The sequence below is a fragment of the Promicromonospora xylanilytica genome (genome assembly GCF_054782895.1).
Map to the genome: position 1 here is coordinate 184,112 of NZ_BAAGRP010000004.1, position 14,093 is coordinate 198,204.

Consider the following 14,093-nt stretch of genomic DNA (forward strand, 5'->3'; position numbering starts at 1 on the left):
TAGTGCTCCAGCGTGCGTTGGGTGACTACTTCGCCAGAGGACTACCTCGGCGGGGTGGGGTCAGGACCAGCGGTTCAGGCGTTCGCTCAGGAGGGCTATCGCGACCGGGCCCGCCGTGGACGTGCGCAGGACGTGCGGGCCCAGCCGCGCGGTGACCGCGCCCGCCTCGGTCAGCACCGCGACCTCACCCTCGGAGATCCCGCCCTCCGGTCCGACGACGACGAGCACCTCGCCGGCGTCGGGCAGCGGCACGGCCGCGAGGGCCGAGGTCGCCTCCTCGTGCAGCACCGCCACCGTGCCGCCCGCCGCGACGACGTCACGCGTCCGGGCCGCGAGCTGCTTGGTGCTCAGCGGCACCTCGACGTCGGGGATGCGGCACCGGCGGGCCTGCTTGGTAGCGGCCCGCACGGTGCTGACCCAGCGCGCCCGCGACTTCGCTGCCCGGTCCCCGCGCCACACCACGACGGAGCGTTCCGCCTGCCACGGGATGATCGCGTCCGTGCCGACCTCGGTAGCGGCCTCGATGGCCATCTCGTCCCGGTCGCCCTTGGCGAGGGCCTGCACGAGCGTCACGACGACGGCGGGCACCGGCTCGACGTCGATCTGCTCGACCCGCAGGTGCACCTCGGCACCGTTCACCGACTCGACGACGGTCCGCAGGCGCACCCCGGCGCCGTCGACCACGTCGATCCGTTCGCCCGGGCCACGCCGCTGGACCACACCGGCGTGCCGGCCCTCGGCGCCGTCGAGCACATAGACGGAACCAGGGGCGTACTCCGACAGCGGATGGGCGGTCGACGCCTCCGCGAGAAAGACTGGCGCGCTCATGGGTGGGCGGTCAGCGCCCGCTCAGCTTGTCGCGCAGGCGCGAGAACACGCCACCGTGGACCGACGCGAGCCGCGACTCGGGCCGCTCCTCGCCGCGCAGGACCGCGAGCTGCTGCAGGAGCGCCGTCTGCTCCTCGTCGAGGGCCGTGGGTACCTGGACCTCGATGTGCACGTTGAGGTCACCACGCCCGGTCGAGTGGAGGTGCCCCACGCCGAGCCCTTTGATCGTCATGACCTGGCCGGGCTGTGTGCCGGGGCGCAGGTCGATCTCCTGGAGGCCGTCCAGCGTGTCGAGCTCGAGCACGGTGCCGAGCGCCGCCGCCGTCATCGGCACCTGGAGAGTGCAGTGCAGCTCGTCGCCACGGCGCACGAACGTGTCGTGCGCGCGCTCGCGGATCTCGACGTACAGGTCGCCGGCGGGGCCGCCGCCCGGGCCCACCTCGCCCTGCGCGGAGAGCTTGATGCGTGTGCCGGTGTCGACGCCCGCTGGCACGTTCACCGAGACGGTGCGGCGCGAACGCACGCGCCCCTCGCCGGAGCAGTCCGTGCACGGCTCAGGGATCACGGTGCCGAAACCGCCGCAGGCGGAGCACGGCTGGTTCGTCATGACCTGGCCGAGGAACGAACGGGCCACGCGCTGCACGGAGCCACGGCCGTGGCAGACGTCGCAGGTCCGCGCGGAGGTGCCCGGCCGCGCGCCGTCGCCACCACAGGTGTTGCACGCCACCGCCGTGTCCACCTGGATCTCGCGCTTGGCGCCGAAGACGGCCTCGGCGAGCTCGAGGTCGAGGCGCACCAGCGCGTCGTTGCCGCGCCGGGCGCGGGGCACCGGCCCGGCGGGCTGACCGCCGCCGAAGAACGTCTCGAAGATGTCCTGGAAGCCGAACCCGGCGCCGAAGCCGCCGCCCGCGCCGCCACCCGGCGACGTGGGGTCCACGCCCATGTCGTACTGCTGGCGCTTGTCCGGGTTGGACAGCACCTCGTAGGCGCGCGCCACGTCTTTGAACCGGTCCTCACCCACGTCACCTGCCACGTCGGGGTGCAGCTCGCGGGCCAGCTTGCGGTATGCCTTCTTGATCTGCTCGGGCGAGGCGTCGCGCGGAACACCGAGAATCTCGTAGTAGTCGGTCACAGGTCTCTCTTTGTGAGGAGGTTTGTGGAAAGTGGGGGTGTCAGCTGGGCAGTACTCGCGACAGGTAGCGCGCGACGGCGCGCACCGCGGCGATGGTGCCCGGATAGTCCATCCGGGTGGGGCCGATCGAGCTCAGGATCGCCACGGTGTCGCCGTCGGACGAGCCGTAGCCGGACGTGACCACGGAGGTCTCCGTCAGGCCGGCCAGCCGGTTCTCGTGGCCGATGCTCACGGCCACCCCGGCGTCGTCGGTCATGTCGGTGAGGAGACCGAGCAGGACCACCTGCTCCTCGAGCGCCTCGAGCACGGGCCGCAGGCCCTGCTCGAACCGCATGCTGGACCGGGCCAGGTTGGCCTGACCGGTCAGCACTATGCGTTCCTCGCTCTCCTCGCCGAGCGCGGCCGTCACGACCTCTGCCACGGCCGTGGCCAGCGCCCGGTGCTCGTCCGGCATCGCCTCGGTGACCCGCGCGAAGGCGTTGCCGATCTCCGTCAGGCGGTGGCCGGCGGCGGCCGCGTTGAACCGCGCGCGCAGCTCGCCGAGCGTCCCGTCGTCCATGCCGACGGGCACGTCGAGGAAGCGCTGCTCCACCCGACCCGTGTCCGTGATGACGACGACGAGCAGCCGACCCTCCGCCGTGGGCACCAGCTCCAGGTGTCGCAGCCCCGAACGGCGCAGCGACGGGTACTGCACCACGGCGACCTGGCCGGTCAGCTGGGCGATGAGCCGCCCGGCACGTGCCACGACGTCGTCCAGGTCGACCGCCTCGGAGAGGAACGTCTCGATGGCACGCTTCTGCGGCACGGTCAGCGGCCGCACCTCGGCGAGCTGGTCCACGAACAGGCGGTAGCCCTTGTCCGTGGGGATGCGGCCGGCCGAGGTGTGCGGCTGGGCGATGAGCCCGGCCTCCTCGAGCGCCGCCATGTCGTTGCGCACGGTGGCCGGAGAGACGCCGAGCCGGTGCCGCTCGGTGAGTATGCGGGATCCGACGGGCTCCCGTGTCCGGACATAGTCCTCCACGATCGCTCGCAAGACATCGAGCCTGCGTTCCTCGCTCACCGCGCTCACCTCCGTCCCAGGTAGAACGTCCGGGACCTGCACCCGGGTTCCGGCCCGCTCTCCAGCACTCTCGCCGACCGAGTGCCAATCCTACGCGGCACACGCCAGGGGCCAAGTCCCCGTCCCGCCAGTGGACCGTCAGGCAGGGATCTTAGGCGCGGTACGCCCGGCCTGACCTGCGCCTTGGCCCGTTCGCGCGGGGCGTATAGGTCGATGACTTAGACGGGCGGGCACCGCCCCCCCGAACCCGCACCGAAAGATGCGGCGACCGCCCGATCCGGACGGGCTACCTCAGCGACGAACCTGGAATCACTGCCGGCGAGGGACCGGCTTCGACCAGGAGGCACACCATGTTCGGCTTCACCGACTACGCCGAGTACCGCAGGAACGAGCAGGAGATCGACCGCCGGGCGGAGCAGTCGCGGGTGGCCCGTGAGCTCGCCGCCCGCCGGGAGGCGGCCGCACGGCGCGCCGGCGACCGGACGCGCCGGGCCACGGACGCCGAACCGGTCCGTCCGCGCGTCGCCTGACGCCACCGCCCTCGTGCGGGACGACCGTGACCAGCGACCGTGACCAGCGACCATGACCATGACCATGACCAGCGACGATGAGCAGCGGACCGACGACAGGACCGGCATGGGACGATGAGCCCATGCCGGTCATCCGTGCGCGCCTGGTCGGGCGCACCAGCGAGCTCGAGACACTACGGCAGGCCCTCGAAGCGGTCCGCGCGGGCGCCGGCCGCACCGTCGTGGTCGCGGGCGAGGCGGGCATCGGCAAGACCCGGCTCGTCGACGAGGTGACGTCCGACGCCGACGGCTTCCTCGTCCTGTCCGGGCAGTGCTCCGACTCCGGCTCCGGCCCGGTCCCCCACGCCGCCCCGGGCGGCCTGCTCGCCGGGATCGTCGCGACCCTCGGACCGGAGGCCACCGTCGAGGCGGCAGGCCCCGCGGCCGGGGCGCTCTCCGCGGTCGCACCACAGCTCGTCGTCCCGAGTACCGACGCCGGCGCGGACCGCCTGCCCGAGGTGCTCGCCGACCTGCTCGCCCGGACCTCTGCCGGCCGCCCCGTCGTCGCCGTCGTCGAGGACCTGCACTGGTCCGACGACGTCACCCGCGCACTGGTCGTGCGCCTGGCCCGCGCCGCGCCCCCCGGCCTGCTGCTCCTCCTCACCTACCGCAGAGACGACGTCGGCCGCGCCCACCCGCTGCGCACCGTCATGACGGAGCTCGACCGTGCCAGGCTCGCCACCCGGCTCGACCTGCGCCGCCTGGGCCAGGACGAGGTGCGCGAGATGGCACGCGACCTGCTCACCGGCACGGGTGACGAGCCGGACGACGACCTCGCCGACCTGGCCGAGCGCAGCGAGGGCGTCCCCTTCTACGTGGAGGAGCTGGTGGGCTTCCTCGGCACGGACCTGCCCGACTCCCTGCGGGACATCCTGCTGCTGCGCTACTGGAGCCTCGGCCGCGAGGCACAGGCCCTGTGCCGCGTCGTGTCGGCCGCCGGTTCGCGGGTGTGGCACGACGTGCTCGACGACGTCCTGGCCGACCAGCGCCCACCGGCCGGTTCCGGGCCGGGGACGCACCCCGGCGTCGGGCCGCAGCCGGAGGAACGGGCGCGCGAGGCGATCGACGCCCACGTGCTGGTGGCCACGGACGTCGGGTACGCGTTCCGGCACGCCCTGGTCCAGGAAGCCGTCTACGCGGAGCTGCTGCCCGGCGAGCGCAGGCGCCTGCACGCCGCGTACGCCCGTGCCCTCGAGCGCGCGCTGACCACCCGCGCCCGGTCCGTCGCGAAGCTGTCCCGCATCGCCGACCACTGGTGGCGCGCCGGCGTCCTGGACCGGGCGCTCGCCACCGCCGTCGTCGCGCACGAGGCGGCGACCGCCGCCGCGACGTCCGCCGCCGTGGCCCTGGGCGAACGCGCGCTGGAGCTGTGGGAGCAGGTGCCGGACGCCGAGCGGGTCGCCGGTGTGTCGCACCACGAGCTGCTGCGTGCCGTGGCCGAGTCGCTGCGCGGTTCGACCAGGGTCGACCGCGCCCTGGCCGTCGCGCACGAGGCCCTGGCGGAGTGGCCGGACGACGACCCCGTCGGCCAGGCCGCCGTCCTGGCCGACATCGCGCTCATCGCCGGGCACGCCGGTTCGGACGAGGGGCCGGCGGCCATCGACAGGGCGCTCACGCTGGTCCCGCCGGGTCTGGACGACACGGTGCGGGCGCAGGTGCTGATCCTCCGGGCCCGGCACGCCATGCTCGCCGGGCGGTGCGCCGAGGCGATCGCGGCCGCCACGGCGGCGTACGACGCCGCGACCGCTGTGGGCAGCGTCGAGCTCGCCTCGGTGGCGCTCAACCTGCGCGGGGTGAGCCGGTTCCAGCTCGGCGACCGCGACGGGCTGGCCGAGATCGACCGCGGCCGCGAGATCGCCGGCGACACCTGGCAGGGCCTGAGCCGCTACTACATCAACGGCTCCGACACCCGGCTCACGGAGGGCCGCTGGGACGAGGCCGCGGACATCGCCGCGGAGGGGGTCGTGGCGGCCCGGAAGCACGGGGCCTCCGAGGGCTCGCGGTCGATGCTGGAGGGCAACATCGTCGAGGCCATGATCGGGCGTGGTGACTGGGCGGAGGCCGCCCGGTGGTACGAGCGCAAGGTGCCGATGATCCACACGAGCGTGTACGCGGTGTACCTCGGCGAGCGGCGGACGTGGCTGGCGATGTGGCGCGGTCAGGTCGCGTGGGCGCAGGCGGAGGCGCGCCGCAAGGCGGCCACCTGGGAGCGGTTCGGTCGCCTGGAGCTGCAGATCAGGTCCCACGTCGCGGTCACGCGCGCCCAGCTCGCGCTCCTGCGCGACGACCCGGCCGAGGCGCTGCGGCTCGCGTCGGGCGCCATGGATCCCGACGTGCCACGCATCCCGGCCTACGACCTGGAGCCGCTGACTGTGGTGGCGCGGGCGATCGCGGACCTCCGGGCGGCGGGCCAGGAGGTCGACGACGCGCCGTACCGGGCCGCGCTGGCCGAGTGCTCCGGATGGCGGACGTACCCGGCGTGGGCGGCCGTCTTCGAGGCCGAGCTCGGCACCGGCCCCTGGGCCGCCGTCCTCGGCCTGCCCGGACCTGCGTACCTGGTGCCCTACGCGCTGCTGCGGGACGGCGAACGGCTGCTGGACGCGGGCGACCGGCCCGGAGCCCGGGCCGCGCTGGCCGCCGCCGTCGAGGAGGCGGAGAAGATCGGGGCCGGCTTGCTGGTCGACCAGGCGCAGGGTCTGCTGGACCGGGCGGGCCTGGCCGGGCGTCCCGCGGAGCCCGGCGGTGCGGGGCAGACCGGCCCTGCCGCGACCTCGCCGTCGGACGACGGGCTCGCCGCCCTCACCCCGCGTGAGCAGCAGGTGCTCGCGCTCGTGGCGGAGGGGCTGACCAACGGGCAGATCGCCGAGCGGCTGTTCATCTCCGCCAAGACCGCCTCGGTGCACGTCTCGGCGATCCTGCGCAAGCTGAGCGTGTCGACCCGCACGGAGGCCGCCCTCCTCGCCGCTCGTTGAGTGCTGGACATTCGCCCCGGATGACACTCCGGAAGGGCGAAGATCCAGCACTCGGCGGGTCGGTCGATCTAGGGTCAGCGGGTGTTCGACGAACGGTATGGGCCCGACGTGCTGTCCCCCGCTTTTCCTGGTGCGCAGCGAGGCCGGAGCCGGCCGACGTCGCAGCCCATGGCCGCCGAGCCGGGGCTCGTGGTCGAGGAGGTCGAGACCGGCTGGGTCGGCGCGGTCGTGCGGGTCGAGAAGTCGGGCGGCATGCACGTGGTGGTCCTGGAGGACCGCCGCGGCCGCACCCGCACGTTCCCCCTCGGCCCCGGCTTCTGGGTCGAGGGCAAGCCGGTGGTGCTCACCGCACCCGTCCTGAACCGCGCTCCCGCACAGCCCGCGCGCACGGCGTCCGGCTCCGTCGCGGTGCACGGAGCGAAGGCGCGCGTGGCGCGCGGCAGCCGCATCTGGGTGGAGGGCAAGCACGACGCCGAGCTCGTCGAGAAGGTCTGGGGCGACGACCTGCGCATCGAGGGCGTCGTCGTCGAGATGCTCGACGGGGTGGACCACCTCGCGGAACGCCTCGCCGAGTTCGGGCCGGACGCCGAGCGGCGCGTGGGCGTGCTGGTGGACCACCTGGTACCCGGATCGAAGGAGCAGCGGCTGACCGACGACGCCCTGCGCCACGTGCCGCAGGGCACCGTCCTCGTGCTGGGCCACCCGTACGTCGACGTGTGGCAGGCCGTGCGGGCCGAGCGCCTCGGGCTGGACCGCTGGCCGGTGATCGACCGGGGCACCGAGTGGAAGCTCGGCATCCTGCGCTCTCTGGGCTGGCCTGCGCAGACGCAGGCCGACGTCGCGCGCGGCTGGCAGCGCATCCTCGGTACCGTGCGGGACTTCCGCGACCTCGACCCGGCGCTGCTCGGGCGGGTGGAGGAACTTATCGATTTCGTGACCACGTCGTGAGGCACAGCCTCTACCGTTAGGGCCATGTCCGAGAACCCGCAGCAACCGCAGTCGCCTCAGCAGCCCGGCCCGCCGCCGCAGCAGCCAGCGCAGTCGCCGTACCAGGACCAGCCGCCCTACGGCAGCCAGCCGGCCGAGCAGCCGCACCCGGGCCAGTCCGAGCCCGGCCAGGGCCGGACCGGCCCCGTGTACGGCGCCGGCTACGCGCCCGGCGCCCCGTACCAGCCCCAGCCGCTCACACCGTCGGACGAGCGCCTGTGGTCGGTCATCGGCCAGCTCGGCCCCATCCTGTTCTCGTTCATCCCGCCGCTGGTGATCTGGCTGGTGTTCAAGGACCGCAGCCGGTTCGTGGAGCAGGAGGCCAAGGAGGCGCTGAACTTCAGCATCACCCTCGTCATCGCGCACGCGGCCCTCGCGATCATCACCGCCGTCACGTTCGGGTTCGGATCGATCCTGTACCTCGTGCTCGTCGCGGCCCTGGTGTTCCAGATCCTCGCCGCCGTGGAGAACGGCAAGGGCGCGCCCTACCGCTACCCGGTGAACATCCGCATCATCAAGTAGCGTCCGCGTCCTCGAGCAGGGCAAGACGTGACAGGGCACCTGCCGCCGGTCCCGACCGGCGGCAGGTGCCCTGTCACGTACCCGGCGTCGTCAGACCGCCGCTACCGGACCGCCCGTGAGCCGGCGGAACGCGTAGGCCATCGCGAGCAGCGACAGCGGGACCGTGACGAACAGGCCGAGCCCGCACAGGAGGGCACCGGCGATGTTGATGCCGAAGAGCGCGAGCTCCAGCAGGAACACGGCACCGAAGTTCTTGCCCACCAGGGAGAACGACGACGTGAAGGCGGCCCAGGCGTTCATGCCCTTGTCGACCACGTTGTGGTACGTGAACGCGGCGAAGATCGCCACCGCGATGAGCCCGATCCCGCACAGCAGGACGCCCACGAAGCTGGCCACCATCAGCAGCAGCGCGGCGAGGATGACCATGCCGTAGCTGTTGATCTTGAAGAGCGTTCCCCAGGTCGCCTTCTCGCCCGATACCTCGCGCAGCGCTGCGTTGACCCCGAGGGCCTGCAGGATCGCGACCAGCAGCGAGCCGATCAGCTGGAGCAGGGAGCTCGCACCCGACGCGGAGGCCGCCAGCTCCTGCATGGCCTCGGGGTCGGACGACGCGTTGATCTGCTCCTGGATGTCGCCGACCGACCCGGAGTTGAAGATGGCGCTGACGGCGAACGTCAGCAGCACGAACAGCACCCAGAACAGCCAGTTCCCCTTGAACCGGCTCCACCCGAAGCTCAGCGCCTCACCGACCCGGAAGGGGCTGGACGACTGCGTGCCGTACGGCACGTCGGGCCCGCCGTAGGCCGGCGGCTGGGCCCCGCCACCGTAGGCCGGCGGCTGCACGGGGCCGCTCGCGCCAGGCGGTGTGGCCCCGCCCGACGGCGGCGTGGGCCCGTCGGAGCTCGGCCCGTACGGGCCCCGCGGTGTGTTCTCGCTCATGTGAAGTCCCCTTGGCTGGTCAATGATCCGAAGCCACCTTCACCTCTTCTCCGCATCCGCGCATGCGCAATTGCCGAGTTGTTACCCGGCGGTCAGCCGTGGACCGGCTCCCCCGTCCAGCGCTGCACCAGATATGCCCCCACCAGCAGCATCGCGGGTGCGACGACGACGAGGCCGAGGCCGCACGTGATCGCGGAGGCGAGGGCCAGCCCCGTGAAGATGCCGAAGACCGCGAGCGCGGACCCGAGGTGGGTGACCACCAGCCCGGCGCCACGGACGACGGCGCGGCCGAAGCCCACGCCACCGAGGAGCAGGAAGGGCACGGGCAGCAGGAGCAGCGTGACGACGACCTGCACCACCCAGCCGAACACCGGCACGCTGATGCTGGCGAACCCGAGCAGCCCGGTGAGCACGGCGTACGCCAGGAGCCCGCCGAAGCCACGCAGCGCGAAGAAGTCACGGAAGCGGACGGTGCGGGTCCGCGTCGCCACCAGCGCCGCGGAGTACAGGAGCGCCTGCAGCAGGAAGCAGACGGCCGTGCCGGCCGCCGCGAGCGCCTTGGCCGTCAGGGTCTGGCCGGCGGCCTGCGCGGCATCGACCGCTGCCGGGTCGGCCGCGTTCATGAAGCCGTCGACGGTGGACGGGCTGAACGCCAGGACGACGGCGAGCTGCGCGAGGCCGAGCAGCAGGCTCATCAGCACCCAGCGGCCCCAGCTCGCGCCGAAGGCGCTCCAGCCCCACCGCCACGCGCCGCCCACCGTGGGCGGTCCGGCGGCCTCCGGCCGGTGCTCGGCCGTGGGGACGGCCGAGTACCGCGGGAGCTCCGGCCGTACGGGCGGAGCCGCGTACTGCTGCGGGTAGGTGGGCGCCGGTTGCTGCTGCGGCTGGTAGTCCGGCCGGCCGTACGGGTTGGCGGGGCGCCCGTAGGGGTCCCGTGGTCCGTACGGGTCGAACGGCTGGGGCTCCCTGGGCCGCGGTGCCCTCGGCGGCGGGTCCTGCCCGTCCTCCGGGTTCCAGCCGCCGTAGGTGTTGCTCATGCGCGTGCCCCTCGCCAGGCGTGCTGATGCCGCCTCGTAACGGTGTGAATCGCCACAAGATATCGACGTTTTCGCCCACCACGCAAACAAACTATTCGGGACTTCTGCGAAAACTTGCGGTCCTTGCCGTCACACGGTCAGGTCGCGCACCACCGTGTCGGCCAGCAGACGGCCACGGCGGGTGAGCACCGCACGGGCGGGCACTCCCCCGGCTCCGACCGCCGCTCTGCCGTCCAGCAGCCCGCGCGCCACGAGGCCGGCCACGGCCGTGCGGCCCGCCGCCGACAGGACCTCCAGGTCGAGGCCCTCGCGCAGCCGCACCCCGAGCATGACGCGCTCGAGGTGCGCCTCCTGTGCGGTGAGCAGCTCGCGCCCGGCGCCGGGGCTCTGCCCGGCCTCCAGCCGCGTGGCGTAGGCACGAGGGTGCTTGACGTTCCACCACCGGACGCCGGCGTGCGCCTCCGCACCGGCCGGGTCGGTCGCTGTCGCTGCCACCGTCGCAGAACCTGGGGCCGACACGTAGCTGTGCGCGCCCGGGCCGACGCCCCACCAGTCGTCGCCGCGCCAGTACCCGATGTTGTGCCGGCACTCGTGCCCGGCACGCGCCCAGTTCGACACCTCGTACCAGCGCAGGCCCGCCGCCGTGAGCAGGTCGTCGGCGAGCTCGTACTTGGCGGCCTGGTCGTCCTCCTCCGGCAGCGTCACCTCGCCGCGGCGCACCTGGGCGGCCATCTTGGTGCCGGGCTCCACCACCAGCGCGTACGCGGACACGTGGTCGACGCCGGTGGCCAGGGCCGTCTCGACGCTGGTGCGCCAGTCGTCGAGGGACTCGCCGGGGGTGCCGTAGATGAGGTCGAGGGACACGTCCAGCCCGGCGTCGCGCGCCCACCGGACCACGTCGGGGATGCGCAGCGGGTCATGCGTGCGCTCGAGGGTCGCCAGCACGTGCGGCACCGCCGACTGCATGCCGAAGGAGACGCGGGTGAACCCGGCGTCGGCGAGGACCCGCAGCGACTCGGGCGTCACCGAGTCGGGGTTGGCCTCGGTCGTGACCTCGGCGGCCTGCCCGGAGCCGGCCGAGGTACCCGCCAGGCCCCAGGCGCGCTCGATCCCGCCCAGCACCCGCGCGAGGTCGCTCGCCGGGAGCATCGTGGGCGTGCCGCCACCGAAGAAGACCGTGGAGACCGCCGCGGGCGCCCGCCCGGCGTCGGACAGCACCCGCGCCGCGAGGTCCACCTCCAGCAGCGCCGTCGTGGCGTACTGCGCCTGGTTCGCGCCGCCGCCGAGCTCGGACGCCGTGTAGGTGTTGAAGTCGCAGTAGCCGCAGCGCACCGTGCAGAACGGGACGTGCACGTAGACCCCGAACGGCCCGGCCGCCGGCGCGGCCGGGCGCACCCAGGCGGGCAGCCCGCCGTCGTCGGGCACCGGGACGCCGGAGGGAAGTGCGGGCACCTACTTCTTCTTGTCCTTGGGAGCTGCCGCGTCGGAGGAGAGGGCGGCGATGAACGCGTCCTTCGGCACCTCGACGGAGCCGATGTTCTTCATCCGCTTCTTGCCTTCCTTCTGCTTCTCCAGCAGCTTGCGCTTACGGCTGATGTCACCGCCGTAGCACTTGGCGAGCACGTCCTTGCGCATGGCACGGATGGTCTCGCGCGCGATCACCCGGGCACCGATGGCGGCCTGGATCGGCACCTCGTACTGCTGGCGCGGGATGAGCTCCTTGAGCTTGGCCGTCATCATGACGCCGTAGGAGTACGCCTTGTCGCGGTGCACGATCGCGCTGAACGCGTCGACGTGCTCGCCCTGGAGCAGGATGTCGACCTTCACCAGGTCGGCCGCCTGGTCACCCGTCGTGTCGTAGTCGAGGGACGCGTAGCCGCGGGTCTTTGACTTGAGCTGGTCGAAGAAGTCGAACACGATCTCGGCCAGCGGCAGGTGGTACCGCATCTCCACGCGGTCCTCGGACAGGTAGTCCATGCCCTGCAGGTCGCCGCGCTTGCCCTGCGCCAGCTCCATGACCGCGCCGACGAACTCGCTGGGCGTCAGGATCGTCGCCTTGACGACGGGCTCCCGCACCTCCTTGATCTTGCCCCCGGGGAACTCGGACGGGTTGGTCACCTCGACCGTGGTGTTGTCCTCCATCGTCACGTCGTAGATGACGTTCGGGGCCGTGGAGATCAGGTCGAGGTTGAACTCGCGCTCGAGACGCTCGCGCACGATCTCCAGGTGCAGCAGGCCGAGGAAGCCCACGCGGAACCCGAAGCCGAGCGCCACCGACGTCTCGGGCTCGTAGTTGAGCGCAGCGTCGTTGAGCTTGAGCTTGTCCAGGGCGTCACGCAGCACCGGGTAGTCGGAGCCGTCGATCGGGTAGAGGCCCGAGAAGACCATCGGCTTGGGGTCGCTGTAGCCGCCGAGCGCCTCGCCGGCCGGCTTGGCGGAGTTGGTCACGGTGTCGCCGACCTTGGACTGGCGCACGTCCTTCACGCCCGTGATCAGGTAGCCCACCTCGCCGACGCCGAGCCCCTTGGTCGGCTTCGGCTCGGGCGAGCTCACGCCGATCTCCAGGAGCTCGTGCGTGGCCTTCGTGGACATCATCGCGATCTTCTCGCGGGGGTTCAGGTCGCCGTCGACCACGCGCACGTAGGTGACCACGCCGCGGTAGGTGTCGTAGACCGAGTCGAAGATCATGGCGCGCGCCGGACCGGCCGCGTTGCCGACGGGGGCGGGGACCCGCTCCACGATGCGGTCGAGCAGCGCCTCGACGCCGACGCCGGTCTTGCCGCTGACCCGCAGCACGTCCTCGGGCTCGCAGCCCACCAGGTTCGCGAGCTCCTCCGCGTACTTCTCCGGCTGCGCCGCCGGCAGGTCGATCTTGTTCAGGACCGGGATGATCTCGAGCTCGTTCTCCATGGCCAGGTACAGGTTGGCCAGGGTCTGCGCCTCGATGCCCTGCGCGGCGTCGACCAGCAGCACTGCGCCCTCGCACGCGGCCAGCGAGCGGGACACCTCGTAGGTGAAGTCGACGTGACCGGGGGTGTCGATCATGTTCAGCGCGTGCGGCGTGAGCTCGCCCGCCTCGTCGGGCAGCGCCCACGGCATGCGCACGGCCTGCGACTTGATGGTGATGCCGCGCTCGCGCTCGATGTCCATCCGGTCCAGGTACTGCGCGCGCATGTCACGCGAGCTCACCACGCCGGTGAGCTGGAGCATGCGGTCGGCCAAGGTGGACTTGCCGTGGTCGATGTGCGCGATGATGCAGAAGTTGCGGATCAGCTCTGGCGCAGTGGCATTCGGCTGGATGCGCGCCGTGAGCGCAGGACCGGGGATGGGCAAAGCGTTCTCGCTCCGTAGTCAGGGTGGGAAGGCCAACCATCATTCTCCCACGTCCCGTGCGAGCGGGGCACGGTCGTGCCTACCGTCGTGACGTAGCCAGCCCGAGCCCGGGCCCCGATCCGAGGAGGAGAGCCATGCCGCATCTGACGAGCAAGCAAGTGCTGGCACTCGTGACCAACTACGGCGTCGAGCAGGACGAGCTCCTCGTGCCTCTGCGCCACCTGCGTGACCGCGGCGCGGTGGTGACCCTCGCCGCCGTCTCGCGGGACGACGTCCGCACCCTGGTGGGCGACGAGAAGCCGGGCGAGGCCGTGGCCCCTGACACCACCATCGACGAGGTGGACCCGGCGGGGTTCGACCTGCTGCTGGTTCCCGGCGGCACGATCAACGCCGACGCCCTGCGGCTGCAGGCGCAGGCGGTCGCCGTGGTCGAGGCGTTCGCGGCCTCCGGACGCCCGGTGGCCGCGATCTGCCACGGCCCGTGGGCGCTCGTGGAGGCGGGGCGGGTGGCCGGCGCCACCCTCACCAGCTACCCGTCCCTGGCCACCGACGTGCGCAACGCGGGCGGGACCTGGGTGGACGAGCCGGTCGTCCGGGACACCGGCGCCGGCTTCCCGCTGATCACCTCCCGCAGACCGGACGACCTGCCGCAGTTCCTGCGCGAGGTGGAGGCCGCGCTGGACGCCCGTTGAGCGCCCGACTCTCGCCCTGCCG

The 14,093-nt window shown here is 72.6% G+C and carries 12 protein-coding genes; 5 read left to right on the forward strand and 7 right to left on the reverse strand.

Annotation, left to right across the window (positions count from 1 at the left end):
* Positions 1-60 precede the first annotated feature (60 nt).
* Genes ACYVK7_RS05795 through hrcA form a run of 3 tightly spaced genes read right to left on the reverse strand, consistent with a single transcriptional unit; the run spans position 61 to position 3,020 of the window.
* A complete protein-coding gene (locus ACYVK7_RS05795; protein WP_460886731.1) occupies positions 61-828 on the reverse strand; it encodes a 16S rRNA (uracil(1498)-N(3))-methyltransferase in 768 nt (255 codons plus the stop codon).
* 10 nt (positions 829-838) lie between these two features.
* The gene (dnaJ, locus tag ACYVK7_RS05800) at positions 839-1,960 is read right to left on the reverse strand and encodes a molecular chaperone DnaJ (RefSeq protein WP_357468014.1); all 1,122 of its coding nucleotides are present in this window, start codon (positions 1,958-1,960) and stop codon (positions 839-841) included.
* Positions 1,961-2,000: 40 nt separating this feature from the next.
* On the reverse strand, positions 2,001-3,020 hold the full coding sequence (gene hrcA / locus ACYVK7_RS05805; protein ID WP_460886732.1) for a heat-inducible transcriptional repressor HrcA: 1,020 nt from the start codon (positions 3,018-3,020) through the stop codon (positions 2,001-2,003).
* Positions 3,021-3,370: 350 nt separating this feature from the next.
* On the opposite strand from hrcA, the gene ACYVK7_RS05810 reads away from it, so the two are divergent.
* The 4 genes from ACYVK7_RS05810 (at position 3,371) to ACYVK7_RS05825 (ending at position 8,070) form a co-directional block, all read left to right on the forward strand.
* The gene (locus tag ACYVK7_RS05810; RefSeq protein WP_460886733.1) at positions 3,371-3,550 is read left to right on the forward strand and encodes a hypothetical protein; all 180 of its coding nucleotides are present in this window, start codon (positions 3,371-3,373) and stop codon (positions 3,548-3,550) included.
* Between the two features lie 122 nt (positions 3,551-3,672).
* On the forward strand, positions 3,673-6,561 hold the full coding sequence (locus tag ACYVK7_RS05815; RefSeq protein WP_460886734.1) for an ATP-binding protein: 2,889 nt from the start codon (positions 3,673-3,675) through the stop codon (positions 6,559-6,561).
* A gap of 81 nt (positions 6,562-6,642) precedes the next feature.
* Positions 6,643-7,509: a DUF3097 domain-containing protein gene (locus tag ACYVK7_RS05820; RefSeq protein WP_460886735.1), complete on the forward strand. Its 867-nt coding sequence runs from the start codon at positions 6,643-6,645 to the stop codon at positions 7,507-7,509.
* A 24-nt stretch (positions 7,510-7,533) separates the two neighbouring features.
* The gene (locus ACYVK7_RS05825; RefSeq protein WP_460886736.1) at positions 7,534-8,070 is read left to right on the forward strand and encodes a DUF4870 domain-containing protein; all 537 of its coding nucleotides are present in this window, start codon (positions 7,534-7,536) and stop codon (positions 8,068-8,070) included.
* Positions 8,071-8,160: 90 nt separating this feature from the next.
* Here ACYVK7_RS05825 and ACYVK7_RS05830 read toward each other — a convergent pair whose 3' ends face one another.
* The 4 genes from ACYVK7_RS05830 to lepA form a co-directional block, all read right to left on the reverse strand.
* Positions 8,161-9,009, reverse strand: coding sequence for a hypothetical protein (locus ACYVK7_RS05830; RefSeq protein WP_460886737.1), 849 nt, complete (start codon positions 9,007-9,009; stop codon positions 8,161-8,163).
* 92 nt (positions 9,010-9,101) lie between these two features.
* A complete protein-coding gene (locus tag ACYVK7_RS05835) occupies positions 9,102-10,046 on the reverse strand; it encodes a hypothetical protein (RefSeq protein WP_460886738.1) in 945 nt (314 codons plus the stop codon).
* Positions 10,047-10,175: 129 nt separating this feature from the next.
* Positions 10,176-11,498, reverse strand: a complete 1,323-nt coding sequence (gene hemW / locus ACYVK7_RS05840; protein ID WP_460886739.1) for a radical SAM family heme chaperone HemW — start codon at positions 11,496-11,498, stop codon at positions 10,176-10,178.
* On the reverse strand, positions 11,499-13,379 hold the full coding sequence (gene lepA / locus ACYVK7_RS05845) for a translation elongation factor 4 (RefSeq protein ID WP_460886740.1): 1,881 nt from the start codon (positions 13,377-13,379) through the stop codon (positions 11,499-11,501).
* A gap of 134 nt (positions 13,380-13,513) precedes the next feature.
* On the opposite strand from lepA, the gene ACYVK7_RS05850 reads away from it, so the two are divergent.
* Positions 13,514-14,071 (forward strand): DJ-1/PfpI/YhbO family deglycase/protease, encoded by a 558-nt coding sequence (locus ACYVK7_RS05850; protein WP_460886741.1) that lies wholly within the window; start codon positions 13,514-13,516, stop codon positions 14,069-14,071.
* Positions 14,072-14,093: the final 22 nt, after the last annotated feature.